Below are 25,297 nucleotides of genomic sequence, written 5' to 3' on the forward strand. Positions count from 1 at the left end.
AGTTTTGTGATGTCTGTTGATGTCATTTGCATTGGCGAGGCCATGGGCGAGATTTCGTTCGACCCGGCAGGAAACGCCAGCGTCAAGGTTGGTGGTGATACGTTTAATACTGCGGTCTATCTTGGTCGCCTTGGGATCAAGTGCGCCTTTGCCTCTGCCGTCGGCGAGGACCCGTTTGGTGAGCAGATCCGGTCTGTGCTAAAAGACAACCGCGTCAGTGATGCGTTCCTGATAAGCACGGATCAGGCAAACACCGGACTTTATTCGATCACCAACCGGGCGGATGGCGAACGCTTTTTCCACTACTGGCGCAATCAGTCCGCCGCACGCCAGACGATTTCACTGGCAAGCCCGGCCTACCTAAACGCACTTGAAGATGCGCCGTGGCTGTATCTTTCCGGGATCAGCCTGCATGTGCTGGAAGACGACACCACGCTTCTGTTTCAGACCCTTCAGGCCCACAAAGACAAGGGCGGCAAGATTGCCTTTGATGGCAATTTCCGGCCCAAGCTTTGGTCTGGCAAAGAAGAACAGGCGCGCGAGACATACGCCCGCATCACCGCCCTTGCCGATGTCATGATGCCGACATTTGATGACGAACAGCTTCTTTGGGGTGATAAAACGGCGCAAGACACCGTAAGCCGGATTGCCAAGCTGAGCCCTGCCCTGATTGTCGTCAAACAGGGGGAGCGAGGTTGCCTGCTTTATGAAGGTGGGGAAACTCACCATGTCCCGATCCCGGAACCGGTCACCCCGATTGATACGACGGCCGCCGGTGACAGCTTTAACGCAGGCTTCATGGCAGGCTTGCTCAAGGGACAGGACGGCCTGACAGCAACGCTTGCTGGACACAAGCTTGCCAGCAAGGTCATCACCCATCGCGGGGCGATTATACCAGCCGAGATGATGGCAGACCTTTAAGCGCCGAAACAAACCATTGTCACAGCACAAAGCCCGGCATCACGCCGGGCTTTATTTGTTGTTGCTTGTGTGCTTCGTGACCTATGCCTTTCGCAAGGCGATCAACAATCTCAGCGAATTGATTGTCACCAGAACCGTCGCCCCGGTGTCGGCCAGAACAGCAAGCCAAAGACCGGTTAGGCCGGTGATCGATGTCACCAGAAAGACCGCCTTAAGCCCCAATGCAATCGTGATGTTTTCACGGATCACCCGGCGTGCCGCACGTGACAGCTTTACCAGATTGACCACATCACCCAGCCGGTCCTTGACCGCCACCGCATCGGCGGCCTCAAGGGCGATATCCGTGCCCCCGCCAATCGCGATCCCCACATCGGCGGATTTCAGTGCCGGGGCATCGTTGATGCCGTCACCGACCATCGCCACCGGACCGGATCTTTTCGGATCATCCCGCAGTTCTGCCAAGGCATTCAGTTTGTCTTCGGGCATCAGTTCGGCGCGATACTCCATGCCAAGCTCTGCGGCCATGCGTTTGGCAACCCGATCCGCATCGCCCGTCAACATCACCGGCGTGATGTTAAGCCTGTTAAGTTCGCCAAGTGCGTTCTTCGCGTCACTGCGTGCAACGTCGCGCAAGGCTAGGGCACCGATTACCTGCCCGTCTTTCAGGATCACGACGGCAGTACTGCCTTCATCTTCTTGCGTAGTCAGCCAATCGCCAATTTCACCATCCGGCATACCTTTCAGACGTTTGGCGGCACCCACCTGATACAGCGCCCCGTCGATGCGGCCTTCGACACCGGCACCGGCAATGGTTCTGGCCTGTTCGACCACAGGCAGATCAAGATTGCGGTTTTCGGCGGCCGTGACGACAGCACGCGCCAGTGGGTGCGATGTGACAGCCTCAAGGGCTGCGGCAATCGTCAGAATGCCATTTTCGCCATAACCATCGGCTGTTTTGATTGCGCTTAGTTTCGGCTTGCCTTCGGTCAGCGTACCGGTTTTGTCAAACGCCATGGTGCGCACAGCCCCGATCAGCTCCAGCGCAGCCCCACCCTTGACCAGAAGGCCGATCCTGGTCGCGCGTGCCAGGGCCGAGGTGACCGCCGCCGGGGTGGAGATCACCAGGGCGCAAGGACAGCCAATCAGAAGCAGGGCCAGACCGCGATAAATCCATTCTTCCCAGGCCTGCCCGAACAACAGCGGCGGGATCACGACGGTGGCAAGTGCCAGCCCCATGATGATCGGGGTGTAGATGCGGGCAAACTTGGCAACAAAGCGTTCGACTGGTGCCTTGTGCTTTTCGCTTTGCTCGACCAGCTCAATCACGCGGTCCAGCATGGTTTGACCCGCCGCACGGGTCACACGAATGCGGACCGGACTGTCGGTGACAATCGCACCGGCAAAAACATCTGTGCCAGTGTCGCTATAGACCGGCACCGACTCACCCGTCAGGTGGCTGTTATCAATCTCGGCCACACCACTTTCAATCACGCCATCAGATGGCACCCGTTCGCCCGGGCGGACTTCGATGATGTCGTCAATAACCAGATCACGCGGCGTCACGGTCTCAAAACCGGCATCAACAACACGCCGTGCCTGTTCCGGGGTAAGCTTCATCAGCGCCTTTACCCCGCTTCTGGCCCGTCCGGCCGCCACACCTTCAAGTCGCTCGCCAATGGCAAACAGCAAGACGACCATCCCGGCCTCAAGGCTTTCACCAATCGCGACTGCACCAATCACGGCAACCGACATCAAAAGCTCGATCGAAAACACCGCCCCGCTTTGCGCCAACCGCGCAGCCTTTTTCATCACGGGCAATGCTGCCAAAAGCGATGCCACCGACATGGCGTATGGCAACGTCACCGGCAAGATCGCACCAACCAGCCCGCCGAGTGTAAGGCAAATGGCGGCAAAGGCGATTTCGTCATTTTCCGAGGACCATGGCGCAAAACGGTGCAGAAGGCTTTGTTTGGGTGCATTTTGCGCGTCATCTGCGGAATTCGATACCCCATCATTGGCGGTACTCGAGCCGCAACTGCTATTGGCACAGCAAGACGATCCGCTTGCCTTTGCAGCCCCCGGGGCGTTCTTTTCCTGCGCCGGATATCCGAGCTTATTTAGGGTTTTGGTGATGTCTGAACGGGTTTCATCGTGGGCAGCATCAATACCAAGCGTCACGGTTTCGCGCATCATCGATACATCGATGCATGAAACGCCCTCGAACTTGCCAAGGGCGGTTTCGATCTTGGCAACACATGACCCGCAATCCATGCCGGCCACTTGCCAATGGTAGTGGTTCACAGCGCCGCCATGCTGACGCAGGACTTCACGCATTTTCTCGTCGTCGGCCTGACTGATCGGGGCGGCGGCCGAAATGCCATGTACATCACTGACAAAGCCGTGATCAGGTACGGCCTTGTTCAGGGCATCAATCAGCGTATCACGGCATTGCGTGCAATTGCCGATGGCTGGCAGGTCATCCCATTTGGCGACGAAAGACATTCAAGGCCTCTTACGATCAAATTTCTGTTCATATGTTATATTCAAAATATGGTTCATATGTCCTGCTGTCAACCACATTCAAACCGTCATTTGAATATGGGAATTGCACACAGAAATGCCACCGGGCCATTCCCGGCGATACAGCACGTCAAGATATTGAATTCACAACCGAAATAGAATTAGTCGTGCGTCACATGCGCAAACACATCGCGCACCACGCACGAGATATGTTCATCATCAATCTGATAGAAAATATGCCTGCCGCGCCGTTCTGATGCCAGAATCCGCTGATCGCGCAAGTGGCGCAAATGATGACTGCACAGCGATTGCGACATCTCGGTCGCATCGGCAAGCTCGGAGACGGTTTGCGGCTTTTCCATGCAGCGCAAAACAAGTTGAAGCCGCCCAGCATCCCCCAATAGGGAAAAGATTTTCGCTGCCGCCTCGACATCAGGCAAAGCCAAATTTGCGCCAACGGCCCGCGATGCATCGCGGGTGACGGCTTCGCCCTGCTCGGTGCTCAGACCAAGGCGGGCAGCCGCATCACATTCCTGACAGTCATCAGGATCAGTCGCGGGAACGAGCGTGCGAGGTTTTGTTTTGCTTTCTGACATGGGAACTATTTTCCACGCCTGCCCGCACAAGGCAAGCAACACATAAAAATTCGCCTATACCGCCGTCGCTTTCGGCAGGCCAGAAATAAACCGAATTGACTTATTTCGATGAATTATTCATGTTTTACATGAATTTTATAACTTAATACGGAATTTCCCTATTCAGGAGCCCCACAGATGCCCTCCACCGAACACACTGATAGGCTTAAGAATGTACGCGCCATCAGCACCCTGCTTTACTGGGTCTGTGCGATTGCCATCATTTTTCAGATCCTGGTCGTGCCACTGGTGTGGTATGCGCCGGGCTGGGTTGAAGCCAGCACCAGTCAAATGACCGTCAGCCTTGACGATCTTCATGCGCTTTCAGGCTGGCAGAAATACGCCACCATGGCGGTGATGATGATCCCGTCACTTGTTCTGGCCTATGGCCTGTATCGCTTGCGCAAGATGTTTGGCGCCTTCGCTCATAACACCATTTTCCAGCCTGAACCCATCAGGCACCTCAAGGCGTTTGGTATTGCCCTTCTGGCGCAAACCCTGATCAAACCGCTAACCGGTGCTGCCACCTCGGTCCTTGCGACTTTTCACCGTCCTGCGGGTGAACGGGTTCTGTCGATCGGACTTAGCAATGCCGAGGCCAGCACGCTGTTCCTGGGCGGGCTGATCATCGTCATTGCCTGGGTGCTGGGCGAAGCCGCCCGCATTGATGACGAAAATCGGAGCTTCGTCTAATGGCCATTATCGTTCGGCTGGACGTCATGCTGGCTACCCGCAAGATGAAGTCAAAGGACCTCGCCGCACGGATCGGTATCAGCGAACAAAACCTGTCGCTTTTGAAATCCGGCAAAGTCCGCGGTGTGCGATTTGAAACGCTGTCGGCCATTTGCAAGGAGCTTGATTGCCAACCCGGTGATCTTCTGGAGTTTCAACCAGACTAGTGCCTGGCCAATGCAAGCGAGCAGAGCACGAGAACCATGGCATTTCGCCCGCTTTTACGACTTCATCCGATCCCCGGACGGGTCGTAGAACGGGCGCAGAGACGCCTGAGCACCAACCACTGTTCCAGCGACATCAATGCTGTAACTTGACGCCAGAATATCACTGGCCGTCTGGCCCTCGCATCCAATATAGCCCATCCCGACAGCCACGCCGACATGATAGCCATAGGCCCCCGATGTCAGATGACCGACGATCTTGCCATCGCGCAGGATCGGTTCGTTATGGAACAGAAGCGGTTCAGGATCATTCAGGCGGAATTGCACTATCCTACGCGTCAAACCACTTTCACGCTTGGCAAGCACTGCATCTCGGCCAATGAAATCCGGCTTGTCGGTTTTAACCGCAAAGCCAAGCCCGGCTTCAAGCACATGATCCTCGCAGGTGATGTCATGTCCAAAGTGACGAAAGCCCTTTTCGATCCGGCACCCATCCATCATATGCAGGCCACACAATTTCAGGCCAAGGTCTTCGCCAGCCGCCAGCAGTGTTTCAAACACATGGGCGACCATGTCGGAACTGACATAGATTTCCCATCCGAGTTCCCCGACATAGGAAACACGATGAGCACGCGCGATCCCCATGCCGATTTCGATTTCCTGTGCTGTGCCAAACGGATTGGCCGCGTTTGAGAAATCGTTGGGCGATACGGAAGCCAACAGATCACGTGACTTCGGCCCCATAACGGCCAGAACCGCCTCACCCGCCGTGACATCAGTGATGACAACCATATGATCGTCAACATGGCGACGCATCCATGTCTCATCGGCCAGTCGCGTTGCGGCCGGTGTGACCACCAGATAAGCAAGCTCCGACAGGCGTGTGATGGTCACGTCCGCCTCTATCCCGCCCCGCGCATTGAGGAACTGGGTATAGACAATCTTGCCAACCGGCACGTCCATCTCCCCACCGCTGACATAGTTCAGGAAGGCCGTCGCATCCGGGCCTTCAACGCGGATTTTGCCAAAGGACGACATGTCATAAAGGCCCACACCGGCTCGGATTGCCAAATGCTCTGCCTTGGCATTGTCAAACCAGTTGGGGCGTTTCCAGCTATATTCATATTCCGATTTCTGACCGTCATTGGCGAACCAGTTTGCACGCTCCCACCCTGCGAGCTCACCAAAGACCGCGCCGTTCTTTGCAAGGTGTTCATGCAGGGGCGAGCGACGAATGCCGCGTGATGTTGCCTTTTGCCGGAACGGATAATGATCGGCATACAGCAAGCCCAATGTTTCTGAAACACGTTCCGTCAGATAGGTCTTGTTGCCCTGAAATGGCTGCATGCGTGCGATATCGACATCGCCAAGATCGAACGGCTTTTCGCCGTCTTCCATCCATTGCGCCAACGCCATCCCGGCCCCACCGGCCGATTGAATGCCGATGGAATTGAACCCGGCCGCGACCCAAACATTATCCATGCCCGGTACCAAACCAAGGTGATAGGCGTCATCGGGCGTAAAGCTTTCAGGTCCATTAAAGAACGTATGAATGCCGATTTGCCCCAACAGCGGCAGGCGATTGATCGCCATTTCAAGGATCGGTTCAAAATGTTCGAAATCGGGTGGCAGTTCATCAAAGTCGAAACTGTCGGGAATGCCATCCATCCCCCATGGCTTTGCCCTGGGCTCAAACATGCCCAGAAGAATCTTACCGGCATCTTCCTTGTAATAGGCGCACTCATCAGGCACGCGCAGAACCGGCAAATCACCCAAATCCGGAACGCTATCGGTGACGATGTAATAATGCTCGCACGCATGCAACGGCACATTCACACCGGCCATCTTGCCAACATCACGCGCCCACATGCCCGCACAGTTGACCACCATATCGCAGGCAATTTCACCCTGATCACCATCCTCGGATTGCCACGAAACGGCTGTGATGCGCGATCCCTGTTTGCGCATACCGGTGACTTTGGTGCGGCTATGAATTTTCGCCCCGCGTTTGGTCGCACCGCGCGCCAGTGACAGCGCAATATTGCCCGGATCACCCTGCCCGTCCTTGGGCAAATACACGCCTGCTGTCACCCCATCCAGATTGACATGCGGGTAGCGTTCCCCGACCTCGGCGGGTGATATTTCTTCGATCTCCACCCCGAAGGCACGTGCCATCGCGGATTGGCGGAACAATTCTTCCTTCCGATCCTCCGTCAGGGCGACGGTGATGGCACCAACGCGTTTGAAGCCTGTGGCGACCCCGGTTTCGTCTTCAAGCGTGCCGTATAGTTCCTGGGAGTACTTGGCAAGGCGGGTCATGTTGGCGGTTGCGCGCAACTGGGCAATCAGGCCCGCCGCGTGCCACGTGGTGCCCGATGTCAGTTCCTTGCGTTCAAGCAAGACAACATCTTTCCAGCCCAATTTGGTCAGGTGATAGGCCACCGAACAACCAATCACACCACCGCCGATAATGACCACACGGGCCTTGTCCTGAATATTTGCCAATGCCATAACCCCTTACACGAAATGCACTGAAGGACTACCGGACGGTTTCCTGATCGGATGGCATCCCTGTGTGGAACGCGGATGCTCCTGTTGTTCCCCTGACGCTAGACAACAAGCTTCATCGCGACAAGGGGACATGGAGCCAAAAGATGGCTTGGCTCTATAAAATGCAGCCAACTGGCACCAACAAACCGTTTATTTATCACGGTTTAAAAGCCGCCATAACTGATCTACCAGATGTTTTGACAACGTAAGTCAGATACCGTTCTCAAAATCAGGATTTCCAGTGACTTACGAATTAACCATTCTGGTTCTCAATGCGTTTCTCTGCCTGGCTTTCCCATGGGCCTATAACTATGCCTACGCCAAGCAGCCCGGTGTCGGTGGCAAGCGCCTCATGGGCAACCGTGATTCCCTGCCAGAACGCACCGGAATGGCCGCACGCGGGGCACGCGCCCATCAGAACCATCTGGAAAACCTTGTTCCCTTTGCGATTATCGTGCTGACCGCACATGCCATCAGTATCTCCAATACTGTTACCGTTGCGTGTGCTGCCATATTCCTTGCGGCGCGCATCGCGCATGCCAGCTTCTATCTTGCCGGCATTACGCGCGTTTCGGGGATCAATGGCATTCGATCCATCGCCTATTTTGTTAGCCTGTTTTCGATGCTGGTTTACGCGTCCCAACTGTTTTTGGCCTAGGTCGAAGCGATCATTTACATCCTTGATTGATCGCGCGCTTGCCGGGCGCTGTGAGTTTTGCCTTAATGAACGCCAATAATGCCGTGCACAAAGCAGTGGCAACAGGGAATGGTTCAGGAAAGGACGTTTTACATGACGCAGAAAGTCGCACTGGTCACCGGGGCCGCACGCGGGATTGGACTTGCCACCACCAAACTGTTTATCGATCAGGGCTGGAAGGTCGCCATGATTGATCGCGACGGTCCGGAACTGGACGCTGCGTCAAAAACTGTGTCGGATGCGGCTTCGCCCTTTGAATATGACGTCTCCGACCCCGCACAGGTTGACCAGATGGTGGATGCCGTGCTTTCGGCCTTCGGGCGGCTTGATGCAGTCGTAAACAATGCCGGTGTTGCCGACTTCCTGCCGGTCGAGGAAACAAGCTTCGCCACCTGGCGCCGGATCATGGAAACCAACCTTGATGGCGTGTTCCTTGTTTCGCAGGCGACCATACCAGCACTCAAGGAAACCAAGGGTACGATTGTCAATATCGGCTCGATCTCCGGCCTTCGGGCATCGACGCTCCGCGTGGCCTATGGCACGTCAAAGGCCGCGGTCATTCACATGACCAAACAGCAGGCCGCCGAACTTGGCGAATATGGCATCCGCGCTAATTGTGTTTGCCCCGGACCGGTCAAAACCAAACTCGCCATGGCCGTGCATTCGCCAGAAATCATCTCGGCCTATCTCGACGCGATGCCGCTGGGCCGCTATGGCACCGAGAACGAAATTGCCGAAGTGATACACTTCCTGTGTTCTGACAAGGCAAGCTTTGTCACCGGCCAGATCGTTGCCGCCGACGGCGGGTTTGAAACCACCGGTGTTGGCCTACCCGCCCTTCGCAGAGAGTAAAGGCCGCCTACCATGCGCCCGCTCCGCCTGATCATAGCGTTGACCGCCATGTTGGCCCTGTCATCCTGCCTGACCTTCAACTGGCAGCGCAGCGTACAGCAGGCTTTGTCAAATGCATGTAATTCAACTGGCGACTGCGGGTCGGAGGGGCCGGGCTCGAACTAGCTCAAAAGCAAAACGGCGCGCCCATAGGACGCGCCGTTTGTTGTTTCCGCTATCGGAAAACTTATTCCCACTCAATCGTTCCCGGTGGTTTCGAGGTGAAGTCGTAGGTCACGCGGTTGATGCCGTTGACTTCATTGATGATGCGGTTGGCAATGCGGCCGAGCAGTTCTGGCGGGAACGGGAAGAAGTCCGCGGTCATGCCGTCGGTTGAGGTCACGGCACGCAAGGCGCACGCGTAATCGTATGTACGACCATCGCCCATGACGCCAACGGTACGGACTGGCAGCAGGACGGCGAAAGCCTGCCAAATGGCATCATACAAACCGGCATTGCGGATTTCTTCGAGATAGATCGCATCAGCCTTGCGGAGCACATCAAGCTTTTCACGCGTGATCGGCTGGCCCGGGATACGGATGGCAAGGCCCGGTCCAGGGAACGGGTGACGGCCAACAAAGCTGTCAGGTAGGCCGAGTTCACGGCCCAAATCGCGGACTTCGTCCTTGAACAATTCACGAAGCGGTTCGACCAGCTTCATGTTCATGCGTTCCGGAAGGCCGCCAACGTTATGGTGCGACTTGATGGTGACCGACGGGCCACCGGTGAAGGACACACTTTCGATCACGTCGGGATAAAGCGTTCCCTGTGCCAGGAAGTCTGCACCACCGATTTTCTTGGCTTCTTCTTCAAACACTTCGATGAACAGACGGCCAATGGTTTTGCGTTTTACTTCCGGGTCGGTTTCGCCTTCGATGGCACCGATGAAGGTGTCGGACGCATCAACATGCACAAGCGGAATGTTGTAGTGGTCACGGAACAGGGTCACAACCTGATCGGCCTCGCCCGAACGCATGAAGCCATGATCCACAAATACGCAGGTCAGCTGATCGCCAATCGCTTCGTGGATCAGAACTGCCGTGACGGAGCTGTCAACACCACCCGAAAGACCACAGATGACCTTGCCATCGCCGACCTGTTTGCGGATTTTGTCGATCGCATCGTCTTTATAGGCATTCATGGTCCAGTCGCCAGAACACCCGGCAACACCATGGGTGAAGTTCTTGAGAAGCTGCGCACCATGCGGGGTGTGGACCACTTCCGGATGGAACTGCACGGCATAGAATTTCTTGTCGTCATTGGCGATGGCGGCAAACGGTGCGCCTTCGGATTTACCAACAACGCGGAAACCATCGGGCAGCGCATCAACGCGGTCGCCGTGGCTCATCCAGACCTGTTCACGGGCACCCTCGGCCCAGACACCTTTGAAAAGATCGCAATCCTCGATCACATCGACAAAGGCGCGACCGAATTCACGATGGTCAGAGGTCGCAACCTTGCCGCCCAGCTGATTGACCATGGTCTGCTGACCATAGCAAATGCCCAGAACCGGCACGCCGAGCTCAAACACCTTTGCCGGTGCCGAGGGGGCCTTGTCCCAATGGACAGATGCCGGGCCACCCGAAAGAATGACAGCCTTGGGGGCATATTCATCCAGGAACGCGTCCGAGACGTTGTTAAAAGGATGGATCTCGCTATAGACACCGCTTTCGCGCACGCGACGTGCAATCAGCTGGGTGACCTGGGATCCGAAATCAATAATCAGCACGCGATCAGTCATCGGGCCGTATCTCCGTCGAAGATTGGGTTGCGCCGTACATACGCCAAACCATCGTGATGGGCAACCCGGCGCAGATGGTCCCCCAACGATGCATTCAAAAAACTTGTCTTGTTGTTACGGGTGTCGCGGTGCAATTGCGGCGGATTTGCGCGCAGAGCACCCCGAAAACCCCACAATTGGTCCCTTTTTTCCGCGCAATGGGCGCGCAGTATCTGAGCTAACGGAACGCGGGAAACACCGCGTCCAAGCACGAGCATCAAACGATTGATCAACGCAAGGGACACATCATCATGAGCACTTCCACCGGTAGCAAAATCGCCATGGCCGTCGCGGGCCTTATTCTGATTGCCGGCACGGCAACCGCAATCGCCATGACCCAGAAAGACGACGGCACCACCCTGCCGATCATTGGCACCGAGGAAACCGCACCGGCGCAAAACGGCAAAGACCTGATCCCTGATAGCGCCGAAGAAATCGTTCCGGGCATGAAAAACCTTGAGAACGGCGACGCGTCCAAAGGAAGCGACGGTAGCGCGACCGGCACCGGCACCATCTTTGACGAGCCGGTACAGACCACCGAGTAACGCATTAGCGCGTTGACGGTTAAACAAAATTGGCCCTGCGAGCATCACTCGCAGGGCCTTTTGATTTGCAGGCAGAACAAGGGCGGTGTGAGGCTGGGACTGGTTTCCATATGCCATTACCGCCAGTGTCATTACTTTACCTTGCCTTTTGCAGTGCGTTCGAACACCGCAACAAAGAAACCATCCGTGCCATGGACGTTTGGCGACAAACGCAGCCACGGCTTGTCCTTGCCACCCGGTACAGGCACTGATTTTGGCGCATCCGGCCAGATTTCATTAACCGGCACCGGTTTGAAATCCTTGCGATCGCGCATGAAGGTTTCGATCAGACGTTCGTTTTCCTCGGGCATGATCGAGCAGGTCGCATAAATCAGGCGCCCGCCCTTGGTGACCTTGGCGGCACCGGCCTTAAGGATTTTGCTTTGTTCAGCCATCAGGCCGCGCAGGTCACGCTGCCCAATCCGCCAGCGCAGTGCGGGGTTACGACGCAGCGTCCCAAGGCCCGAGCACGGCACATCAAGCAACACCCGGTCAAAGAAGCCCGACTTGTTACGCAGCCAGCTGTCACGTTCATCGGCAATGATGCGTTGTTGAATGCAATCGCCTGCCCCGGCACGACGTGCACGCTTGCGCGCATTGTCCAAACGACCGCCATGGGTATCACAGGCAAGGATACGGCCCTTGCCGCGCATGTCTGCTGCAAGGCCAAGCGTCTTGCCGCCACCGCCAGCACACATATCCAAAATCGTCATGCCCGGCTTGGCATCGACCAGATGCACGCAAATCTGCGATGCTTCGTCCTGGATTTCGATCAGGCCGTCTTTGTAGGCGGCCGTGACAAGCATGTTCAAACCAAGCGGCAAACGAAGGCCATTGGGCGCATAGGGCGTGCGTTCGATATCCTTGATGCCATCAGCCTTCAGCGACTTGATTGCGTCTTCGACAGTCCCGCGCAAGCGGTTCACACGCAGGTCAAGTTTGGCTGGCTGGTTGTACGCCGCCATTTCGGCTGCAAGGTTTTCGTGATGCAGCTTCATCAGTTCGGTATAAAGCCATTTCGGCAATTCGGCCTTTACCGCACCGGGCTGCGCATCATGATCAAGTGTTTTGCCAGAAAGCTTGTTGATCAAATGCTTTTCATTGGGACGCAATATGTCGGGGCAGAATTGTTCGCCGCAGAAACGGTCTTCGATTTCGCTGGTTGTCAAACCGTCATGCAACACCAGATCGGCGATCATGCGCGCACGACCATCCTGGAACTGATAATCGCATTCCGCCAGCCACCAGCCCAGACGGGCCTGATGACGGATCAGGTTATAGAAACGTTCGCTGATTTCACGACGATCCCCGCCGCCGATATACCGGCGTGATCCGAAATAGCCTGACACAACGCGGTCAGCGTCATCTCGGTTATGGGTCCAGCCATCGTAAAGTTCGATAACGGCTGCTATGCGGGCACCGGGTTTCAAAGCGTAAAATCCAACCTGTTTGCGGGTGAAAGACTGCTTCGCATATGGGAAGCAAACAATCACTCTACGATAAAAAAGCTGATGACGGCAGGAAGGCCTGCCGTCATCGAAATTTGAATGCGCCTCATATCATGGCAAAGACCATTCGCCAACAGCGTCAAACGCAAGGCTGGTCAGCCAATCAGCAGGCGCAAACCCATCAGCCGCCCGGACGATAGTTCGGCGCTTCGCGGGTGATGGTCACGTCGTGCGCATGGCTTTCACGCAGGCCTGCATTGGTGATGCGAACAAATTCTGCACGTTCGCGGAAGTCCGCAAGCGTTGCCGAACCTGTATAGCCCATGGATGCCTTAAGACCACCAACCAGCTGATGGATGATCTGACCAGCCGGGCCTTTGTAAGGAACGCGGCCTTCGATGCCTTCGGGAACCAGTTTAAGGTTGTCTTGAACATCCTGCTGGAAATAACGGTCAGCCGAGCCACGTGCCATCGCACCGACAGAGCCCATCCCGCGATAGGATTTGTACGAACGGCCCTGATACAGGATGACTTCACCCGGGGCTTCGTCGGTACCGGCCAGAAGCGATCCGACCATGCAGGTGCTTGCACCGGCCGCCATCGCCTTGGCAATGTCGCCCGAAAACTTGATGCCGCCATCCGCGATGATCGGCACACCAAGCTTGTGGGCCATTTCACCACATTCAAGAACAGCGGTCAGCTGTGGCACGCCAACACCGGCAACGATACGGGTCGTACAGATCGAGCCCGGGCCGATACCGACCTTGACCGCATCTGCACCGGCCTCTGCCAGCGCCTTTACGGCGTCTGCAGTGGCGACGTTACCGGCAATGATCTGGGTATCGCCAACCTGGGCCTTGATCTGTTCGACCGCCTTGATCACGCCAGCCGAATGGCCGTGGGCGGTATCAATGACCAGAACGTCAACGCCAGCCTCAATCAGGGCTGCGGCGCGTTCAAAGCCGGCCTCGCCGACACCGGTTGCTGCGGCAACGCGCAGGCGACCGCTTTCATCTTTACAGGCGTTCGGGTGGAGTTTGGCTTTTTCGATGTCCTTGACCGTGATCAGGCCTGTGCAACGATAGGCTTCATCCACAACAAGCAGCTTTTCGATGCGGTGCTGGTGAAGGAGTTTCTTGGCTTCGGTGGTATCGACATTCTCGGTGACCGTGACCAGACCTTCGTGGGTCATCAGTTCGGAAACCGGCTGTGCGCGGTTGGAAGCAAAACGAACATCGCGGTTGGTCAGAATGCCGACCAGCTTGTTCGAACCACGTTCGACAACCGGAATACCGGAAATGTGGTTGGCATCCATCAGGTCGAGCGCATCGGCAAGCGTTTGATCGGGATGAATGGTGATCGGGTTGACGACCATACCCGATTCGAACTTTTTCACGCGGCGAACTTCTTCGGCCTGCTGAGCGATATCGAGGTTCTTGTGAATGACCCCCATGCCGCCATGCTGTGCCATGACAATCGCCATTGCACTCTCGGTAACGGTATCCATTGCCGAGGAAAGCAGCGGGATTCTGAGTTCAATATTCTTGGTAATGCGGGTGTTGGTCTGCACCTGAGCAGGCAGCACTTCTGATGCTGCGGGTTTGATCAATACGTCGTCAAACGTCAGGGCTTCGGCAATGCGGGTCATCTGGCCACCTCGTTAATCTGAGTTGGCGCGGAATTTATACACGTTATGCCCCAAATGCCAAGTTTTGTGCGCCCATAACAGCCCTGTGATTTTATTGATGCTTTATTTTGCGCATTCCGTTAGAAACTGGTCGATGGGGCTGCCGTCAGGCGAGCCCCTTTTTCATTTCCGCGAATGCAAGCCTTGGAAACGCAGACCTAAAGGCTAAAGACAAACTGGTCGTAATCCATGCCAGCGTCATTCAGAAGGTCAGTGACCATCTTGATCCCGCGCGCCATGCCTTCCTTGCGGTTGGCTTCCTTGGCCTCTTCTTCACACAGCGCCTTGTAAAGCGGAATGACCTTTTCGACCGCATCACGACGCGGCACCCGGCGGTTAGAATGATACCCGATGATCTTGCCATCCGGACCGAAGCTTGGCGTAACGTTTGCCAAGACCCAATAATGGTCGCCATTGGCACTGCGATTGATCACATAGGCGAAAATCTCGCGCCCGGCCTCAATGGTTTGCCACAGCAGGGCAAAGACCGACCTTGGCATATCGGGATGGCGGATGATGCTGTGTGGCTGACCAAGGATATCGCGTTCACGGTATCCGGCGACACGCAGGAACGTGTCATTGGCATATGTAATCCTGCCCTTGAGATCGGTCTTTGAGACGATGATCTCATGCTCGTCAAAATGACGCTCCACCCCTGTCAGGCTAAGATTGTCCTGTTTCATCAGATAAACCCCACAAGCAATGGCCACCCCACATGGCCCGTTCCACCCGGAATGCAAGATTAACTTCTTGCCACCTTGATCATTAACGCCTTGGGCGCGATCAGGGTTTGATGTAACGCAACAATGCCTGAAGAATTATAACTATTCCAGTCTATCCCATTGTGGATATTGGAATAATTTATTGATGCTTATTCGATCGGCGACCAGTTGTCGTCTTCGCGGATTTCGGCATTCTTGATGTCGTCCTCGGCGTTGTTCTGGCCGCGGAAACCGGTTGCGATCAGGTAAGCCTCGGGACTTTCGGGGCGGGATGCTGGTGGTTTGGCATGCTTGGTCACCCGGAAGTTCTTTTTGACACGGTCAAGAAGCTCGTTCTCGGTACCGCCCTTGAACACCTTGGCAATGAAAATGCCGCCCGGTGCCAGAACTTCCTCGGCAAACAGCAAAGCATGTTCGACCAGATCAATAATACGAATGTGGTCGGTCTGACGGTGACCGGTGGTTTCCGGTGACATATCGGAAATCACAGCATCAACCGCGCCCTGCAATTCGTGCTTGATCATGTCCGGCGCCTTGGGATCAAGGAAATCGGCCTGCAAACAGGTCGCACCCGAAATGCCTTCCCATTCAAGGATATCAAGGCCGACAACCTGGCCCTTGCCATGTTTGGAGCCGACCATATCCACCGCCACCTGCGTCCAGCCGCCAGGGGCCGCACCAAGGTCAACGATGCGCATGCCCGGTTGCAGCAGATCAAACTGGTTATTGATTTCAATCAGCTTGAAGGCCGCACGCGAACGATAGCCAAGACGCTTGGCTTCTTGCACATACGGGTCATTGAGTTGGCGATCAAGCCAGCGGGTAGAGGAAATCTTGCGCCCCTTGGCACTTTTTACACGCGTACGCAGGCCACGGCGTGCGCCGGTGTCGATGGCTGCAATGGCCGAACCCTTGCGGCGGCGCTGCCCGCCTTTTCCGCTGCGATTGTCGCTCATGATTTATCCTGAACTGAATTCTGTTTTGGCCTGACCTGCCGGGACATGGATGTCAACCGATCAGGTGGAAGCCGGAATATGCGACACTGTATGACGGCGTGCGTCGCATGGGTCAATAGCGTGGCCATCTGCGCGCATCAAATCGACCAGAATGCCTTCTCGAAGCCCACGATCAGCAACCTTAAGCGTCGCCAAAGGCCAGATATCACGAATCGCTGCAAAGATCGCCGCCCCGGCATCCATCAGTTCGGCGCGCTGATTGCCAATGCACGGATGGCCCTTGCGTTTGTCCGATCCCATGCGCAGCAAAAGCTCGGTCACACGTTCCGCATCATCAAACCGCAGATCAGACCCATCGACCTTGTGACGTTCATACCGTTCAAGTCCGAGGGCGATGCCACAGAATGTGGTGACGGTCCCCGATGTGCCAACCATCTGCACCTTGTCATCATCAAGCATGTCCGAGCAGCAATTACGCTTGGCAAATTCTTCAAGACGCTGGCGAATTTCGGTGCGCATGGCTTCAAACCGTTCGCGGCGTTCCTCGACCGTGGCATAACGTTCGGTCAGGCACAGAACACCGCATGGCATGGACAGGGTTTCAATGCACTGGGTCTTGCCGGTCTTGTCGACCTTGATCCAGCAGATCTCTGTACTGCCACCGCCAATATCAAACACCACCGCATAGGGCCGTTCGTCCAGAAGGGCCGAGCAGGCCTGAAGCGCCAGACGGCTTTCTTCATCCGGATTGATGATATCAAGCGAGATACCGGTTTCATCGAAAACGCGACGAACAAATTCATCACGGTTATTGGCTGTGCGGCAGGCCTCGGTTGCAACGGCACGAAGCTTTGCCCCCGGATGGCGGCGCAGTTTTTTGGCACAGACCCGAAGCGCATCAATCGCCCGGTCCATGGCCGCCTCACACAGATAGCCCTTTTCACGCACACCTTCGCCAAGGCGCACGACACGCGAAAAGGCATCAATCACCTTGAAGCCATCATTGCACGGACGCGCGACCAGAAGTCGGCAGTTTGAACTGCCCAAATCAATCGCGGCATAAAGCGGGGCTGTAATGCAATCGACGATGCGCGATGATTTCGCGCCACCGTCGGGGACCTGAACGGCGGTTCCCGGTTGCGGCATGCCCGGTTTATCGGGGCCATCAAGCACGGCATGCCCGCCCATCGCAGCGCCGCCTGCCGGGCTGCTGCCCCTGTGCGAGTTGCTATGAGGGGATTGGTGCTTCACCGTTCGAAAACCTGCCTTCTGTTACGCGCATAATTTCTATATTGCGGATCATCATGATATTTATGTGACGATATCGCGAATCAACTATATGAGTGTAACGACAATCCCCGGCAAGGCAAATCCCGTATGCGGTAATCGCATGGTTGACCAGATGGAAACAAAAAAGGGGTTGCCAAAACCGGGCGGGTTTTATACATAGCGGCCCACACCGCGCCGCACGTCGCGCACGGTGGAGCAAGTTTTGTTGGGGAATAGGTTAACGGTAGACCTACGGACTCTGACTCCGTCAGTCCTGGTTCGAATCCAGGTTCCCCAGCCAACCTTTCCGGACATCGCAGCGCATTCTTCGTCCTGCAATTTGTACGTTCCGGGCTATAAATGACGTACGCAAAGTTCTGTTGGGGAATAGGTTAACGGTAGACCTACGGACTCTGACTCCGTCAGTCCTGGTTCGAATCCAGGTTCCCCAGCCACTTTGCATCAACCTTCCCACGACACTTTTCGACCAACCGCAATGTCGCTGAATTGCAGCGCGAACACGTTCGATTTAAAGTGCCTGATCATTGATGGCATCTATTTTGGACGGGGACGTTGCATGAAGAAGGTTTCTGGTGGCTGCCTGTGCGGTAAAATCCGCTTTGAGACAGTAAGTGAACCGCTTCGGGTCGGGCTGTGTCACTGTATGGATTGCCGCAAGCATCACGGGGCTCTGTTTCATGCCTCGGCCATTTTTCCGGAAACGGCGGTCGAGATTACCGGAAAGACCCAAAGTTATCAGGGGCGGCATTTCTGTCCTGATTGCGGATCGTCGGTGTTTTCATGCAGCGATGACGAGATCGAGCTTCATCTGGGCGCGATGGATGCCCCGGATCAGTTCATCCCGACCTATGAGCTCTGGACGATCCGGCGCGAAAAGTGGCTCCCGGAATTTCCTGTCAAACACCTTTACGATCGCGACTGAACCATCAATCGCCGCAACGCTGCCTAGTCACTTAAATGGCAAGGCGGTGATGTTTGATCGGGCTTGTCCGCATCAGCTGTGGCCTGCCCGTCAATATAGCGCGTCCCGTGTTCGGTGATCAGAACATCGACAGGCACGTCATATTGATGCGGAAGAATGTCATCAAGCCGGGTGGCTTCAAATCCGATACCAACCACCAACGGCTTTCGCGTAAGCGTCGCCAGTGTCCGGTCAAAAAACCCGCCGCCATATCCCAGACGATACCCTGCTAGGTCGAACCCGACCAATGGGGCCAGAAGCACATTTACAGCGACTTCCTTGCTATTGGCCGGTTCGGGGATCCGTGCAAAGCCCGACACCATTTCGGTATCTGGCGTCCAGTCATGAAAGATCATCGCCTGATCCTTGCCTGGAACCACCGGAAGGGCTGCCTTACCGCCTGATTTGACATGGGCCTTGACCACCGGACGCAGATCAATTTCGTTCTGGATCGGCCAATAAAAACCAATAGTTGCGGCGGGACGATCCTTTAGGAAGGTCGCGAAATGACCACGGATTTGATCGGAAAGTTTTTGGTGGGTTTGCGCATCAAGCCCGGCGCGCCAGCCAAGCAAAGCCCGCCTGACCGTGTGGCGCCATTCCGACTGTGTGGTTGCATCACCGCCAACAGGTGCGGCAGGAAGGTCAAGGATCATGAATGCCCGGAGAGTTTGCTGCTTTGATAAAAGTCACGCGTTCAGGCGACACCAACAAGCGGGCCCCAAAAACGCATAACGCGCCGGAAGGCCGGCGCGTTAACGGTTGTCAGCAAAGAAAGCTGCAAGCCAGATAGAAATTTAGAGAATGGCGAGTTCTTCTGCCGACATGCGGCCGTTGCGACCTTCAATCAGCTCAAACTGAATTTTCTGCCCTTCATCAAGTCCCTGCAGACCAGCACGCTGAACAGCGGTGATGTGCACGAATGCATCTTTGCCGCCCTCGTCCGGGGTGATGAAGCCATAACCCTTGGTCGCATTGAACCACTTAACCGTTCCGGTAGCCATATCCGTAGTCGTCCTTAGTTTAGTATGCGCATCCCCAAAGTCAGGAATGCATGAAAACAGTCCCTGCATTACACCGACCAAAAGCGCAACCACCATCAACCAGAGAGCGACCACACACTTGAAAGATGCACTGCATCGTTTCAATAATTACCCAATTTTCGGCTTAGTGCAATGGATTCATGCATGAAGTTCTTTTTTCGCTACCACGCGTAATCGACCATGTGACGCAGGTCACCATGCGGCACCTGCCCGGAACCAGACACACCCATAGATGAATCAAATGCCGAAACGAATTCCCGTAAAGGTTCTGTATCGCGGCAGATCAGCGAGATGTCGACGGTGATTACCGGGGGCAGCTCGGCCTCGATGATATCGGTGCGACCAAACATGCGGATATTGGTGCTGTCACCGATGATCCCAGTCAGCCGCCCGGCCGCAAGCAGCTCGACAGCCTGCTCGAGACTTCCGAGATCATGCCAGACGATCTCACCACGCAGCGACAGACTCGGCCTTGGCAGATTGGCAAGGATTCCGATATCGACCTGCGGCAGGGTCCGGATATCGGCACCGATATGCTGGAAGACGCGAAGTTCGAAGCGAACCTTGCTTTTTGAGGCAATGGTGTCTTCAAAACGTGCCGGGTGGGATGCAAGAATACAGTCGGTCAGCCCCGCATCAAGCGCATCGCGAAAACGGTTATAGGGAAAAACGTCAAAGGCAACCGGACGCTGTTGCGCGCCAAGCAGGGTAATAAACCGCCGCTGACCGGGAAGAGCATATCGGCTCCATTTGGTGTCAAACACGATATTGCTGGCAACCCGCACCGCATCAGCTGCGTGCGCACCAGAAACACCAAGACCGCAGACAACAAAAAGCCCGACAAACAGGGCTGCTCGCATCGCTATTCGGCTGGTAACAAGGATCAATTAAACGCCCTGCCCTCGTGGTTATTACAGATGCCGTCACGCGCAAGCCGTTCCCGGGCAACATTCGACTAATAGCCATATAAGGTCGCCCGATCTGAATACCAGATAGTGATAATAGAAAGACTGCCCCGCTCACAGTCAGGAAGGATGAAATGAAGTTCTTGCGCCAAATTGGGCCAGATGGCCGGACAGCCTGAAAATGGATAAAATCAGCAGATTTTCATGGCGGCCGCAGTGATCACTCCACGATCCGGCGTCGTATACGCCGTTACCGACTTTTCAGGCGTCAAGCGCAAGACGCCGTTGTCACCTGACAATTAGAAAGCCATTCATTCGGAATGTCTGAATTTGTCATCGTCTGAGGGGTAGAAGTGCGTGACAAAGCCCCTTGCTTTAGACGATGATAGAGCAAGCCTAATATAAAAAGTATATCTTGCACCTAAATGTGCACGGGCACCCTAGAGCATCGGTTAGTAGCGATGCAGGGTTTAAGTTGGGACACGCTTGACTGAATGGACATGATATTCGGATCGGATAACAGGAAGTGACAGCGACAACCAAGATCGCAAACCCACGCGACATTGCGCACAACGTTATGGCGCTCGTCAACGAGCTCAACTTGCAGCCGACGCCACAGGTTTACCATGTTTTCTACAGCTACCTGACAGACGAGGTGCCCGAACTCAGTCAGTTGATCAAGGTCTTGATCCGCAACACGCAGGATCTTGATGAAGAGACTGTTTTCCGGATTTACCACAAGTACCTCGGCACCCACGCGATGCAACAGCATCTGAAACAAGGGGTCGAGGGGCTGCAGTCCGCTGTCGAACGTGTGGAAATGGCGGTAACGTCGGTCATGCGGGAGACGGATACTTTCTGTGGCGATATCGAGGTCGCATCACAGCAGTTGCTGGCCTCGGACATCTCATTGGAGGACGCCCGGTCTGTCAGCCGTGGCTTGTCGGAAAGATCCAGCAAAGCGCGCGATACATATAGCTCCTTTAACGGCAGTCTTGAGGAATATCACAAGGAAGTTCTCAGGGTCCGTACCGAGCTTGAGCTTGTCCGCCGGGATGCCCTGACCGACACCTTGACCGGGATTGCCAACCGCAAGAATTTTGACACGTCGCTTCGCGATGCGGTGACGACGACAATGGAGTCCGGCGCGCCATTATCGCTTTTGATGATCGACATCGATCACTTCAAGGAATTCAACGATAATTTCGGGCACCGTGCCGGTGACGGGGTCCTGAAGGCTGTGGCGCGGGTGCTGGTCAGTTCGACAAAGGGTGCAGACACGGTTGCCCGTTATGGCGGCGAAGAGTTTGCGATCATCCTGCCCGATACCGAGCCGGAGAACGCGGCAAAGCTTGCCAACAAGTTGCGACAAAACGTGTCAAACCAACATATTATAAACAAAAAAACCGGCAAGGATTTCGGCAAGTTAACCGTTTCAATTGGCTTGACGGCCTATAATCTTGGAGAGAATATAATGGAGTTTGTGGACCGTGCGGACAAAGCGCTTTATATGGCAAAGCAGGATGGCAGGAACACCTGCGTCACGCAGTAGGAAGCGCTCTGGCGGACCACGTCAAAACAGGGCATGAATGAAGACATCTCTGAAAACAGAGAGTTCGAAGACAAAACCAAGAACCGACCAAGACACCGAGCTAACACACATGTCCGAATAGGCCAAAAGAGCAGAACCGATGACCTAACAATCGGACCTGCGATGTACAACATAGTAATATGTTGCACCGGCTTTGCAGGGCGGAGAAGCAGATGAAGACACCCAATAGCGAACGTAAAATCCAGCTAACGCACAAGATTTTCAAAACGTTCGAGGAATGCCACTTTCAGAAGTCTGATATCTCAGACGAAGCTCTTTTTGTCCTGAAAATGGCAGAAGGATCGGTTGTGTCTTTGCCACTTAAGGCCATTTGTCGCGAATTCGACATCGATCCGAACTCTGCGGATGGTGAGTTGATCGGTCTGATCGACAAGTCGCTTAACTTTGTCAACGTCCTGCGCCCGGGCGACAATCTGCCGCTTGAAGTTCTGACCGGTGAAGCATCATGGGCCGTCGACGAAGATCACAAGGCGATTGCCTATAACCGTATTACCATGCAGTTGGTAACCTGGATGTCGGGGAGCGAAGAACTCATCACCGACCCGGATCAACTGATGCAGATCGCCGAAGATCCGAACACCAAAAAGAAAATCAACCAGGCTTTTGACGAAGTTGCCGAAAAGCTTGGGTTTGGCAAAGAAAATCGCGAAGAAGTCGTCAATCTTGTGCATCAGGTCGCTGATGAGCTGTCCTATATTGAGACGCTCCGCGTGAAGTATCGCAAGATCCTGATGGTGGATCGCAAATTGCAGGACCTTCGCCGCATCTATGCACATGAAAAAGGTGTTCTCGAAACCGTCACACAGGCTATTCGCCTGCTTGATGATGCCAAGAAGAAGTTCGAAAACACGTTTGACGAACTGGATGCCAATACCGGCGAAATCATGTCAGTTCTGCGTAACTTCACGTCGCAGCGCCAATATATCCGAAGCCAGCGTGATGACCTTTATAAACGTCTGCGCGCTTGGGAACCACTGATAGAACAGTGGGAAGAGCTTGAACTGGAACGCGGTCCCAAGGCTGTCAATCTGGTCAAGCAGACCTATCAGTTCCTGGCCCCGCGCTTCATGAAGGTCAAGCAATGGCTGCTGATGACCAAGGTGCAGGACGGCGTTTCCGAACAACACAGCTTCAAGAACGAAGACGAACGCATGGGCAAGCTCAAAGGCAAGATGATGCAGTGGTAACCCTGCCCGCCCTGCTGGGAATAGAAAAAGGCGCGCTGTTCAAGCGCGCCTTTTGTGTCTCTAAGCTGCCTTGTCGACCTGCCTTAGCGGGCCTTCTCACCGGTCATGGTGATTTTAAGCGCCACATGATCATCCAGAACCGCAATCGACTTTGACGCATTTGCCGGCACGGGGACCTTGCGATCAATGCAATAGGCAATCATCGCAGCGGCAAGCTCTGCGCCTGCGGTTGGCACAATCAGCTTTTGACCTTCATCAGAAGTAACCGTCATACGCGCGATGACTTCCGGTTTGCGTTCCACCTCAAAGCTGCTGATCTGACCGGGCGGAAGCGCTTTGCCAGTGCGTCGACCATGGGCCAGAATTGCCTTGATCAGTTCGCCGTCCTCGAAAACGATACAGCGTATCTCGCGCATGCTCGGAAATCCTCAAAACAGTTGTTTGATTACATATTGTTATGATGAAACAACAAAACAAACATCAAATTCAGGCAACGCGTTGAAATAATGCCCAAAGCACAACCAAACGCCGCAAACGATCACCAGATCAGCTGCTTGCCAACCAGATGCCAACGCCGATCATCAGTGTTCCGGCGACACGGTTGAGGATGCGCACGTTACCGCTTTTTTCAAGGAAGCGACGCAACGACCGCCCACCGGTGGCATACATCGTCATGCAGATCAGTTCGGTAACCAGAATGATCCCAACCAGCACCGAAAGCTGCGGCGCGATGGGATGCTGCAAACTGATAAATGGCGGCAGCAGGGAAATCATGAATGCCCAGCCCTTGGGGTTGGCAATCGCGGTCACAAAGCCCTGTGCTGCCAGCCCGGCTGCTGTTGCTGTCTTGGCACCTTCGACTTCGCCGGAAATTGCCATGCGCCCGCGCGAACGCCACAACTGAATGCCAAGCCACGCCAGATAGGCCCCGCCGATATACTTAAACACCGCGAACACGGCCGGATATTGCAGCATGATCGCCGCCACGCCCAGTGCCGAGGCAACGACCACAATGCCCACACCGATCAGTTCGCCCACCATCATCCAGAGTGTGCGTTTCAGACCAATTGTCATGCCAAGGGTCAGCGCAAGTGTCATGCACATACCCGGCGTAATGGAGACAAAGAAGGCCGTGGGGATGAAGGCCCCGATCAACGACAAACTCAGCATAATGGTTCCTGTGGCTTGGATGGCGTTCCGCCCTGACCGTCACCATTGGGGGCGTGACGTCATCAGGGACGAAATCACTACCCGATTAGACAAATTCCGACCAGTATCTTTTTGGTATGGCCGAAATGACATTTCGGTTGCCGTGTCGGCCCCCACCAAAACAGCACAATGGCCCGAATATCGTAACAGAAATGCACGAGCCAAACCCGGCGCCGCTAAATTCCACTCAAAAAACAGACCAAAAGGTACAAAAATTACTTGACCTGAAGGGGCCCGCCGACGAAATTGTGGACGTCGCCAGCAACAGCTGGCATCCAAAGCCAATTGATGAAGACCGATGACCGCAGACATTTGCAACATTGATGCATATGCCGACCGTGCCGAAGCCACCGCTTCGCGCGCGCTTGCGCTGTCTGCCCTCAACCTAATTTCCGGTCTCCTTGGTCTAGCAGAGCTAGGCGCTCTACGACTTACTCGCCCCTGAGCGAATCATGCCGGTCCGGATCACACGAATAGCTTGTCGATCCATTTACCGCAGCTCAGGGGAAAAAGTCGCGCCAGACGGCCCGCACTCCTTCCAGACAGAATTTACATACCGGGCAAAGACCCGTTTGATCAGGAAACAAGATAATGGCTAGTGCAAACGACAATCGCGTCATCATTTTCGACACCACCCTGCGTGACGGGGAACAGTCCCCGGGTGCATCGATGACGCTTGATGAAAAGCTGCGCGTGGCGCACGCACTGGCGGAACTGAAGGTTGATGTCATCGAAGCAGGCTTTGCCATCGCATCGAACGGCGACTTCCAGTCCGTCCATGAAATCGCCAAGCAGGTCAAAGG

The 25,297-nt window shown here is 55.1% G+C and carries 23 protein-coding genes, 2 tRNA genes and 1 pseudogene; 12 read left to right on the forward strand and 14 right to left on the reverse strand.

What is annotated here, in order from left to right; translation table 11 throughout:
- Positions 1-9: 9 nt before the first annotated feature.
- Complete coding sequence (locus B3Z49_RS08935; protein WP_296990115.1) at positions 10-921, forward strand: sugar kinase; 912 nt, start codon at positions 10-12, stop codon at positions 919-921.
- Positions 922-1,002: 81 nt separating this feature from the next.
- Here the strand turns inward: B3Z49_RS08935 and B3Z49_RS08940 are convergent, their stop codons facing one another.
- Both B3Z49_RS08940 and B3Z49_RS08945 read right to left on the reverse strand, forming a co-directional pair.
- Positions 1,003-3,423, reverse strand: a complete 2,421-nt coding sequence (locus B3Z49_RS08940; protein WP_296990118.1) for a heavy metal translocating P-type ATPase — start codon at positions 3,421-3,423, stop codon at positions 1,003-1,005.
- A 179-nt stretch (positions 3,424-3,602) separates the two neighbouring features.
- Complete coding sequence (locus tag B3Z49_RS08945; protein ID WP_296990121.1) at positions 3,603-4,037, reverse strand: ArsR/SmtB family transcription factor; 435 nt, start codon at positions 4,035-4,037, stop codon at positions 3,603-3,605.
- A 177-nt stretch (positions 4,038-4,214) separates the two neighbouring features.
- Here B3Z49_RS08945 and B3Z49_RS08950 point away from each other — a divergent pair, with 177 nt between their 5' ends.
- Positions 4,215-4,769, forward strand: coding sequence for a DUF2975 domain-containing protein (locus B3Z49_RS08950; protein ID WP_296990124.1), 555 nt, complete (start codon positions 4,215-4,217; stop codon positions 4,767-4,769).
- Positions 4,769-4,975: a helix-turn-helix domain-containing protein gene (locus B3Z49_RS08955; protein ID WP_008892160.1), complete on the forward strand. Its 207-nt coding sequence runs from the start codon at positions 4,769-4,771 to the stop codon at positions 4,973-4,975. The genes B3Z49_RS08950 and B3Z49_RS08955 overlap by 1 nt, the downstream gene beginning before the upstream one ends.
- Positions 4,976-5,029: 54 nt before the next feature.
- Here B3Z49_RS08955 and B3Z49_RS08960 read toward each other — a convergent pair whose 3' ends face one another.
- Entirely contained in the window at positions 5,030-7,483 is a 2,454-nt protein-coding gene (locus B3Z49_RS08960) for a GcvT family protein (RefSeq protein WP_296990128.1), read from the reverse strand.
- A 280-nt stretch (positions 7,484-7,763) separates the two neighbouring features.
- On the opposite strand from B3Z49_RS08960, the gene B3Z49_RS08965 reads away from it, so the two are divergent.
- A complete protein-coding gene (locus B3Z49_RS08965) occupies positions 7,764-8,180 on the forward strand; it encodes an MAPEG family protein (protein WP_296990131.1) in 417 nt (138 codons plus the stop codon).
- 132 nt (positions 8,181-8,312) lie between these two features.
- On the forward strand, positions 8,313-9,071 hold the full coding sequence (locus tag B3Z49_RS08970; RefSeq protein WP_296990133.1) for an SDR family NAD(P)-dependent oxidoreductase: 759 nt from the start codon (positions 8,313-8,315) through the stop codon (positions 9,069-9,071).
- Positions 9,072-9,297: 226 nt separating this feature from the next.
- On the opposite strand, the gene guaA is transcribed toward B3Z49_RS08970, so the two are convergent.
- Complete coding sequence (gene guaA, locus B3Z49_RS08975; protein WP_296990135.1) at positions 9,298-10,851, reverse strand: glutamine-hydrolyzing GMP synthase; 1,554 nt, start codon at positions 10,849-10,851, stop codon at positions 9,298-9,300.
- A 290-nt stretch (positions 10,852-11,141) separates the two neighbouring features.
- Between guaA and B3Z49_RS08980 the strand changes: the two genes are divergently transcribed.
- Positions 11,142-11,435 carry a hypothetical protein gene (locus tag B3Z49_RS08980; protein ID WP_296990138.1) on the forward strand — a complete coding sequence of 98 codons (294 nt, stop codon included), beginning with the start codon at positions 11,142-11,144 and terminating at the stop codon, positions 11,433-11,435.
- 131 nt (positions 11,436-11,566) lie between these two features.
- Here the strand turns inward: B3Z49_RS08980 and B3Z49_RS08985 are convergent, their stop codons facing one another.
- The 5 genes from B3Z49_RS08985 to B3Z49_RS09005 all read right to left on the reverse strand — a co-directional run bounded on the left by B3Z49_RS08985 (position 11,567) and on the right by B3Z49_RS09005 (position 17,475).
- Entirely contained in the window at positions 11,567-12,904 is a 1,338-nt protein-coding gene (locus B3Z49_RS08985) for an RsmB/NOP family class I SAM-dependent RNA methyltransferase (protein WP_120225417.1), read from the reverse strand.
- Positions 12,905-13,103: 199 nt separating this feature from the next.
- Positions 13,104-14,570: an IMP dehydrogenase gene (gene guaB / locus B3Z49_RS08990; protein WP_296990140.1), complete on the reverse strand. Its 1,467-nt coding sequence runs from the start codon at positions 14,568-14,570 to the stop codon at positions 13,104-13,106.
- Between the two features lie 197 nt (positions 14,571-14,767).
- The gene (locus B3Z49_RS08995; protein ID WP_040824713.1) at positions 14,768-15,292 is read right to left on the reverse strand and encodes a PAS domain-containing protein; all 525 of its coding nucleotides are present in this window, start codon (positions 15,290-15,292) and stop codon (positions 14,768-14,770) included.
- A gap of 188 nt (positions 15,293-15,480) precedes the next feature.
- Positions 15,481-16,287: an RlmE family RNA methyltransferase gene (locus tag B3Z49_RS09000; protein WP_008892170.1), complete on the reverse strand. Its 807-nt coding sequence runs from the start codon at positions 16,285-16,287 to the stop codon at positions 15,481-15,483.
- Between the two features lie 60 nt (positions 16,288-16,347).
- Positions 16,348-17,475 carry a Ppx/GppA phosphatase family protein gene (locus tag B3Z49_RS09005; protein ID WP_296990145.1) on the reverse strand — a complete coding sequence of 376 codons (1,128 nt, stop codon included), beginning with the start codon at positions 17,473-17,475 and terminating at the stop codon, positions 16,348-16,350.
- Between the two features lie 308 nt (positions 17,476-17,783).
- On the opposite strand from B3Z49_RS09005, the gene B3Z49_RS09010 reads away from it, so the two are divergent.
- The 3 genes from B3Z49_RS09010 to B3Z49_RS09020 all read left to right on the forward strand — a co-directional run bounded on the left by B3Z49_RS09010 (position 17,784) and on the right by B3Z49_RS09020 (position 18,499).
- A tRNA-Gln gene (locus B3Z49_RS09010) sits at positions 17,784-17,857 on the forward strand.
- Between the two features lie 80 nt (positions 17,858-17,937).
- Positions 17,938-18,011 (forward strand) — tRNA-Gln (locus B3Z49_RS09015).
- A gap of 122 nt (positions 18,012-18,133) precedes the next feature.
- Entirely contained in the window at positions 18,134-18,499 is a 366-nt protein-coding gene (locus B3Z49_RS09020; protein WP_197145383.1) for a GFA family protein, read from the forward strand.
- Positions 18,500-18,522: 23 nt separating this feature from the next.
- On the opposite strand, the gene B3Z49_RS09025 is transcribed toward B3Z49_RS09020, so the two are convergent.
- The 3 genes from B3Z49_RS09025 to B3Z49_RS09035 form a co-directional block, all read right to left on the reverse strand.
- Positions 18,523-19,194: a 5-formyltetrahydrofolate cyclo-ligase gene (locus B3Z49_RS09025; protein WP_296990149.1), complete on the reverse strand. Its 672-nt coding sequence runs from the start codon at positions 19,192-19,194 to the stop codon at positions 18,523-18,525.
- Positions 19,195-19,335: 141 nt separating this feature from the next.
- Complete coding sequence (locus tag B3Z49_RS09030; protein ID WP_008892097.1) at positions 19,336-19,542, reverse strand: cold-shock protein; 207 nt, start codon at positions 19,540-19,542, stop codon at positions 19,336-19,338.
- A gap of 200 nt (positions 19,543-19,742) precedes the next feature.
- On the reverse strand, positions 19,743-20,468 hold the full coding sequence (locus B3Z49_RS09035; protein ID WP_296990159.1) for a hypothetical protein: 726 nt from the start codon (positions 20,466-20,468) through the stop codon (positions 19,743-19,745).
- A gap of 544 nt (positions 20,469-21,012) precedes the next feature.
- Here B3Z49_RS09035 and B3Z49_RS09040 point away from each other — a divergent pair.
- Complete coding sequence (locus tag B3Z49_RS09040; protein WP_064789853.1) at positions 21,013-22,038, forward strand: GGDEF domain-containing protein; 1,026 nt, start codon at positions 21,013-21,015, stop codon at positions 22,036-22,038.
- A 212-nt stretch (positions 22,039-22,250) separates the two neighbouring features.
- Positions 22,251-23,285, forward strand: coding sequence for a hypothetical protein (locus B3Z49_RS09045; RefSeq protein WP_296990163.1), 1,035 nt, complete (start codon positions 22,251-22,253; stop codon positions 23,283-23,285).
- An 83-nt stretch (positions 23,286-23,368) separates the two neighbouring features.
- On the opposite strand, the gene B3Z49_RS09050 is transcribed toward B3Z49_RS09045, so the two are convergent.
- Entirely contained in the window at positions 23,369-23,701 is a 333-nt protein-coding gene (locus tag B3Z49_RS09050; RefSeq protein WP_008892093.1) for a hypothetical protein, read from the reverse strand.
- 130 nt (positions 23,702-23,831) lie between these two features.
- Entirely contained in the window at positions 23,832-24,455 is a 624-nt protein-coding gene (locus tag B3Z49_RS09055; RefSeq protein ID WP_296990168.1) for a LysE family translocator, read from the reverse strand.
- Positions 24,456-25,085: 630 nt separating this feature from the next.
- On the opposite strand from B3Z49_RS09055, the pseudogene B3Z49_RS09060 reads away from it, so the two are divergent.
- Positions 25,086-25,297: pseudogene (locus B3Z49_RS09060) on the forward strand (2-isopropylmalate synthase); the annotation flags it as partial.

The sequence above is a fragment of the Thalassospira sp. UBA1131 genome, assembly GCF_002311515.1.
In the GTDB taxonomy this organism is placed as follows: domain Bacteria; phylum Pseudomonadota; class Alphaproteobacteria; order Rhodospirillales; family Thalassospiraceae; genus Thalassospira.

Coding starts and splice junctions, on each gene's coding strand:
- B3Z49_RS08935 (WP_296990115.1), top strand. CDS start 10: ATGTCTGTTGATGTCATTTGCATTGGCGAGGCCATGGGCGAGATTTCG.
- B3Z49_RS08940 (WP_296990118.1), bottom strand. CDS start 3,423: ATGTCTTTCGTCGCCAAATGGGATGACCTGCCAGCCATCGGCAATTGC.
- B3Z49_RS08945 (WP_296990121.1), bottom strand. CDS start 4,037: ATGTCAGAAAGCAAAACAAAACCTCGCACGCTCGTTCCCGCGACTGAT.
- B3Z49_RS08950 (WP_296990124.1), top strand. CDS start 4,215: ATGCCCTCCACCGAACACACTGATAGGCTTAAGAATGTACGCGCCATC.
- B3Z49_RS08955 (WP_008892160.1), top strand. CDS start 4,769: ATGGCCATTATCGTTCGGCTGGACGTCATGCTGGCTACCCGCAAGATG.
- B3Z49_RS08960 (WP_296990128.1), bottom strand. CDS start 7,483: ATGGCATTGGCAAATATTCAGGACAAGGCCCGTGTGGTCATTATCGGC.
- B3Z49_RS08970 (WP_296990133.1), top strand. CDS start 8,313: ATGACGCAGAAAGTCGCACTGGTCACCGGGGCCGCACGCGGGATTGGA.
- guaA (WP_296990135.1), bottom strand. CDS start 10,851: ATGACTGATCGCGTGCTGATTATTGATTTCGGATCCCAGGTCACCCAG.
- B3Z49_RS08980 (WP_296990138.1), top strand. CDS start 11,142: ATGAGCACTTCCACCGGTAGCAAAATCGCCATGGCCGTCGCGGGCCTT.
- guaB (WP_296990140.1), bottom strand. CDS start 14,570: ATGACCCGCATTGCCGAAGCCCTGACGTTTGACGACGTATTGATCAAA.
- B3Z49_RS08995 (WP_040824713.1), bottom strand. CDS start 15,292: ATGAAACAGGACAATCTTAGCCTGACAGGGGTGGAGCGTCATTTTGAC.
- B3Z49_RS09000 (WP_008892170.1), bottom strand. CDS start 16,287: ATGAGCGACAATCGCAGCGGAAAAGGCGGGCAGCGCCGCCGCAAGGGT.
- B3Z49_RS09005 (WP_296990145.1), bottom strand. CDS start 17,475: ATGGGCGGGCATGCCGTGCTTGATGGCCCCGATAAACCGGGCATGCCG.
- B3Z49_RS09020 (WP_197145383.1), top strand. CDS start 18,134: ATGAAGAAGGTTTCTGGTGGCTGCCTGTGCGGTAAAATCCGCTTTGAG.
- B3Z49_RS09025 (WP_296990149.1), bottom strand. CDS start 19,194: ATGATCCTTGACCTTCCTGCCGCACCTGTTGGCGGTGATGCAACCACA.
- B3Z49_RS09030 (WP_008892097.1), bottom strand. CDS start 19,542: ATGGCTACCGGAACGGTTAAGTGGTTCAATGCGACCAAGGGTTATGGC.
- B3Z49_RS09045 (WP_296990163.1), top strand. CDS start 22,251: ATGAAGACACCCAATAGCGAACGTAAAATCCAGCTAACGCACAAGATT.
- B3Z49_RS09050 (WP_008892093.1), bottom strand. CDS start 23,701: ATGCGCGAGATACGCTGTATCGTTTTCGAGGACGGCGAACTGATCAAG.
- B3Z49_RS09055 (WP_296990168.1), bottom strand. CDS start 24,455: ATGCTGAGTTTGTCGTTGATCGGGGCCTTCATCCCCACGGCCTTCTTT.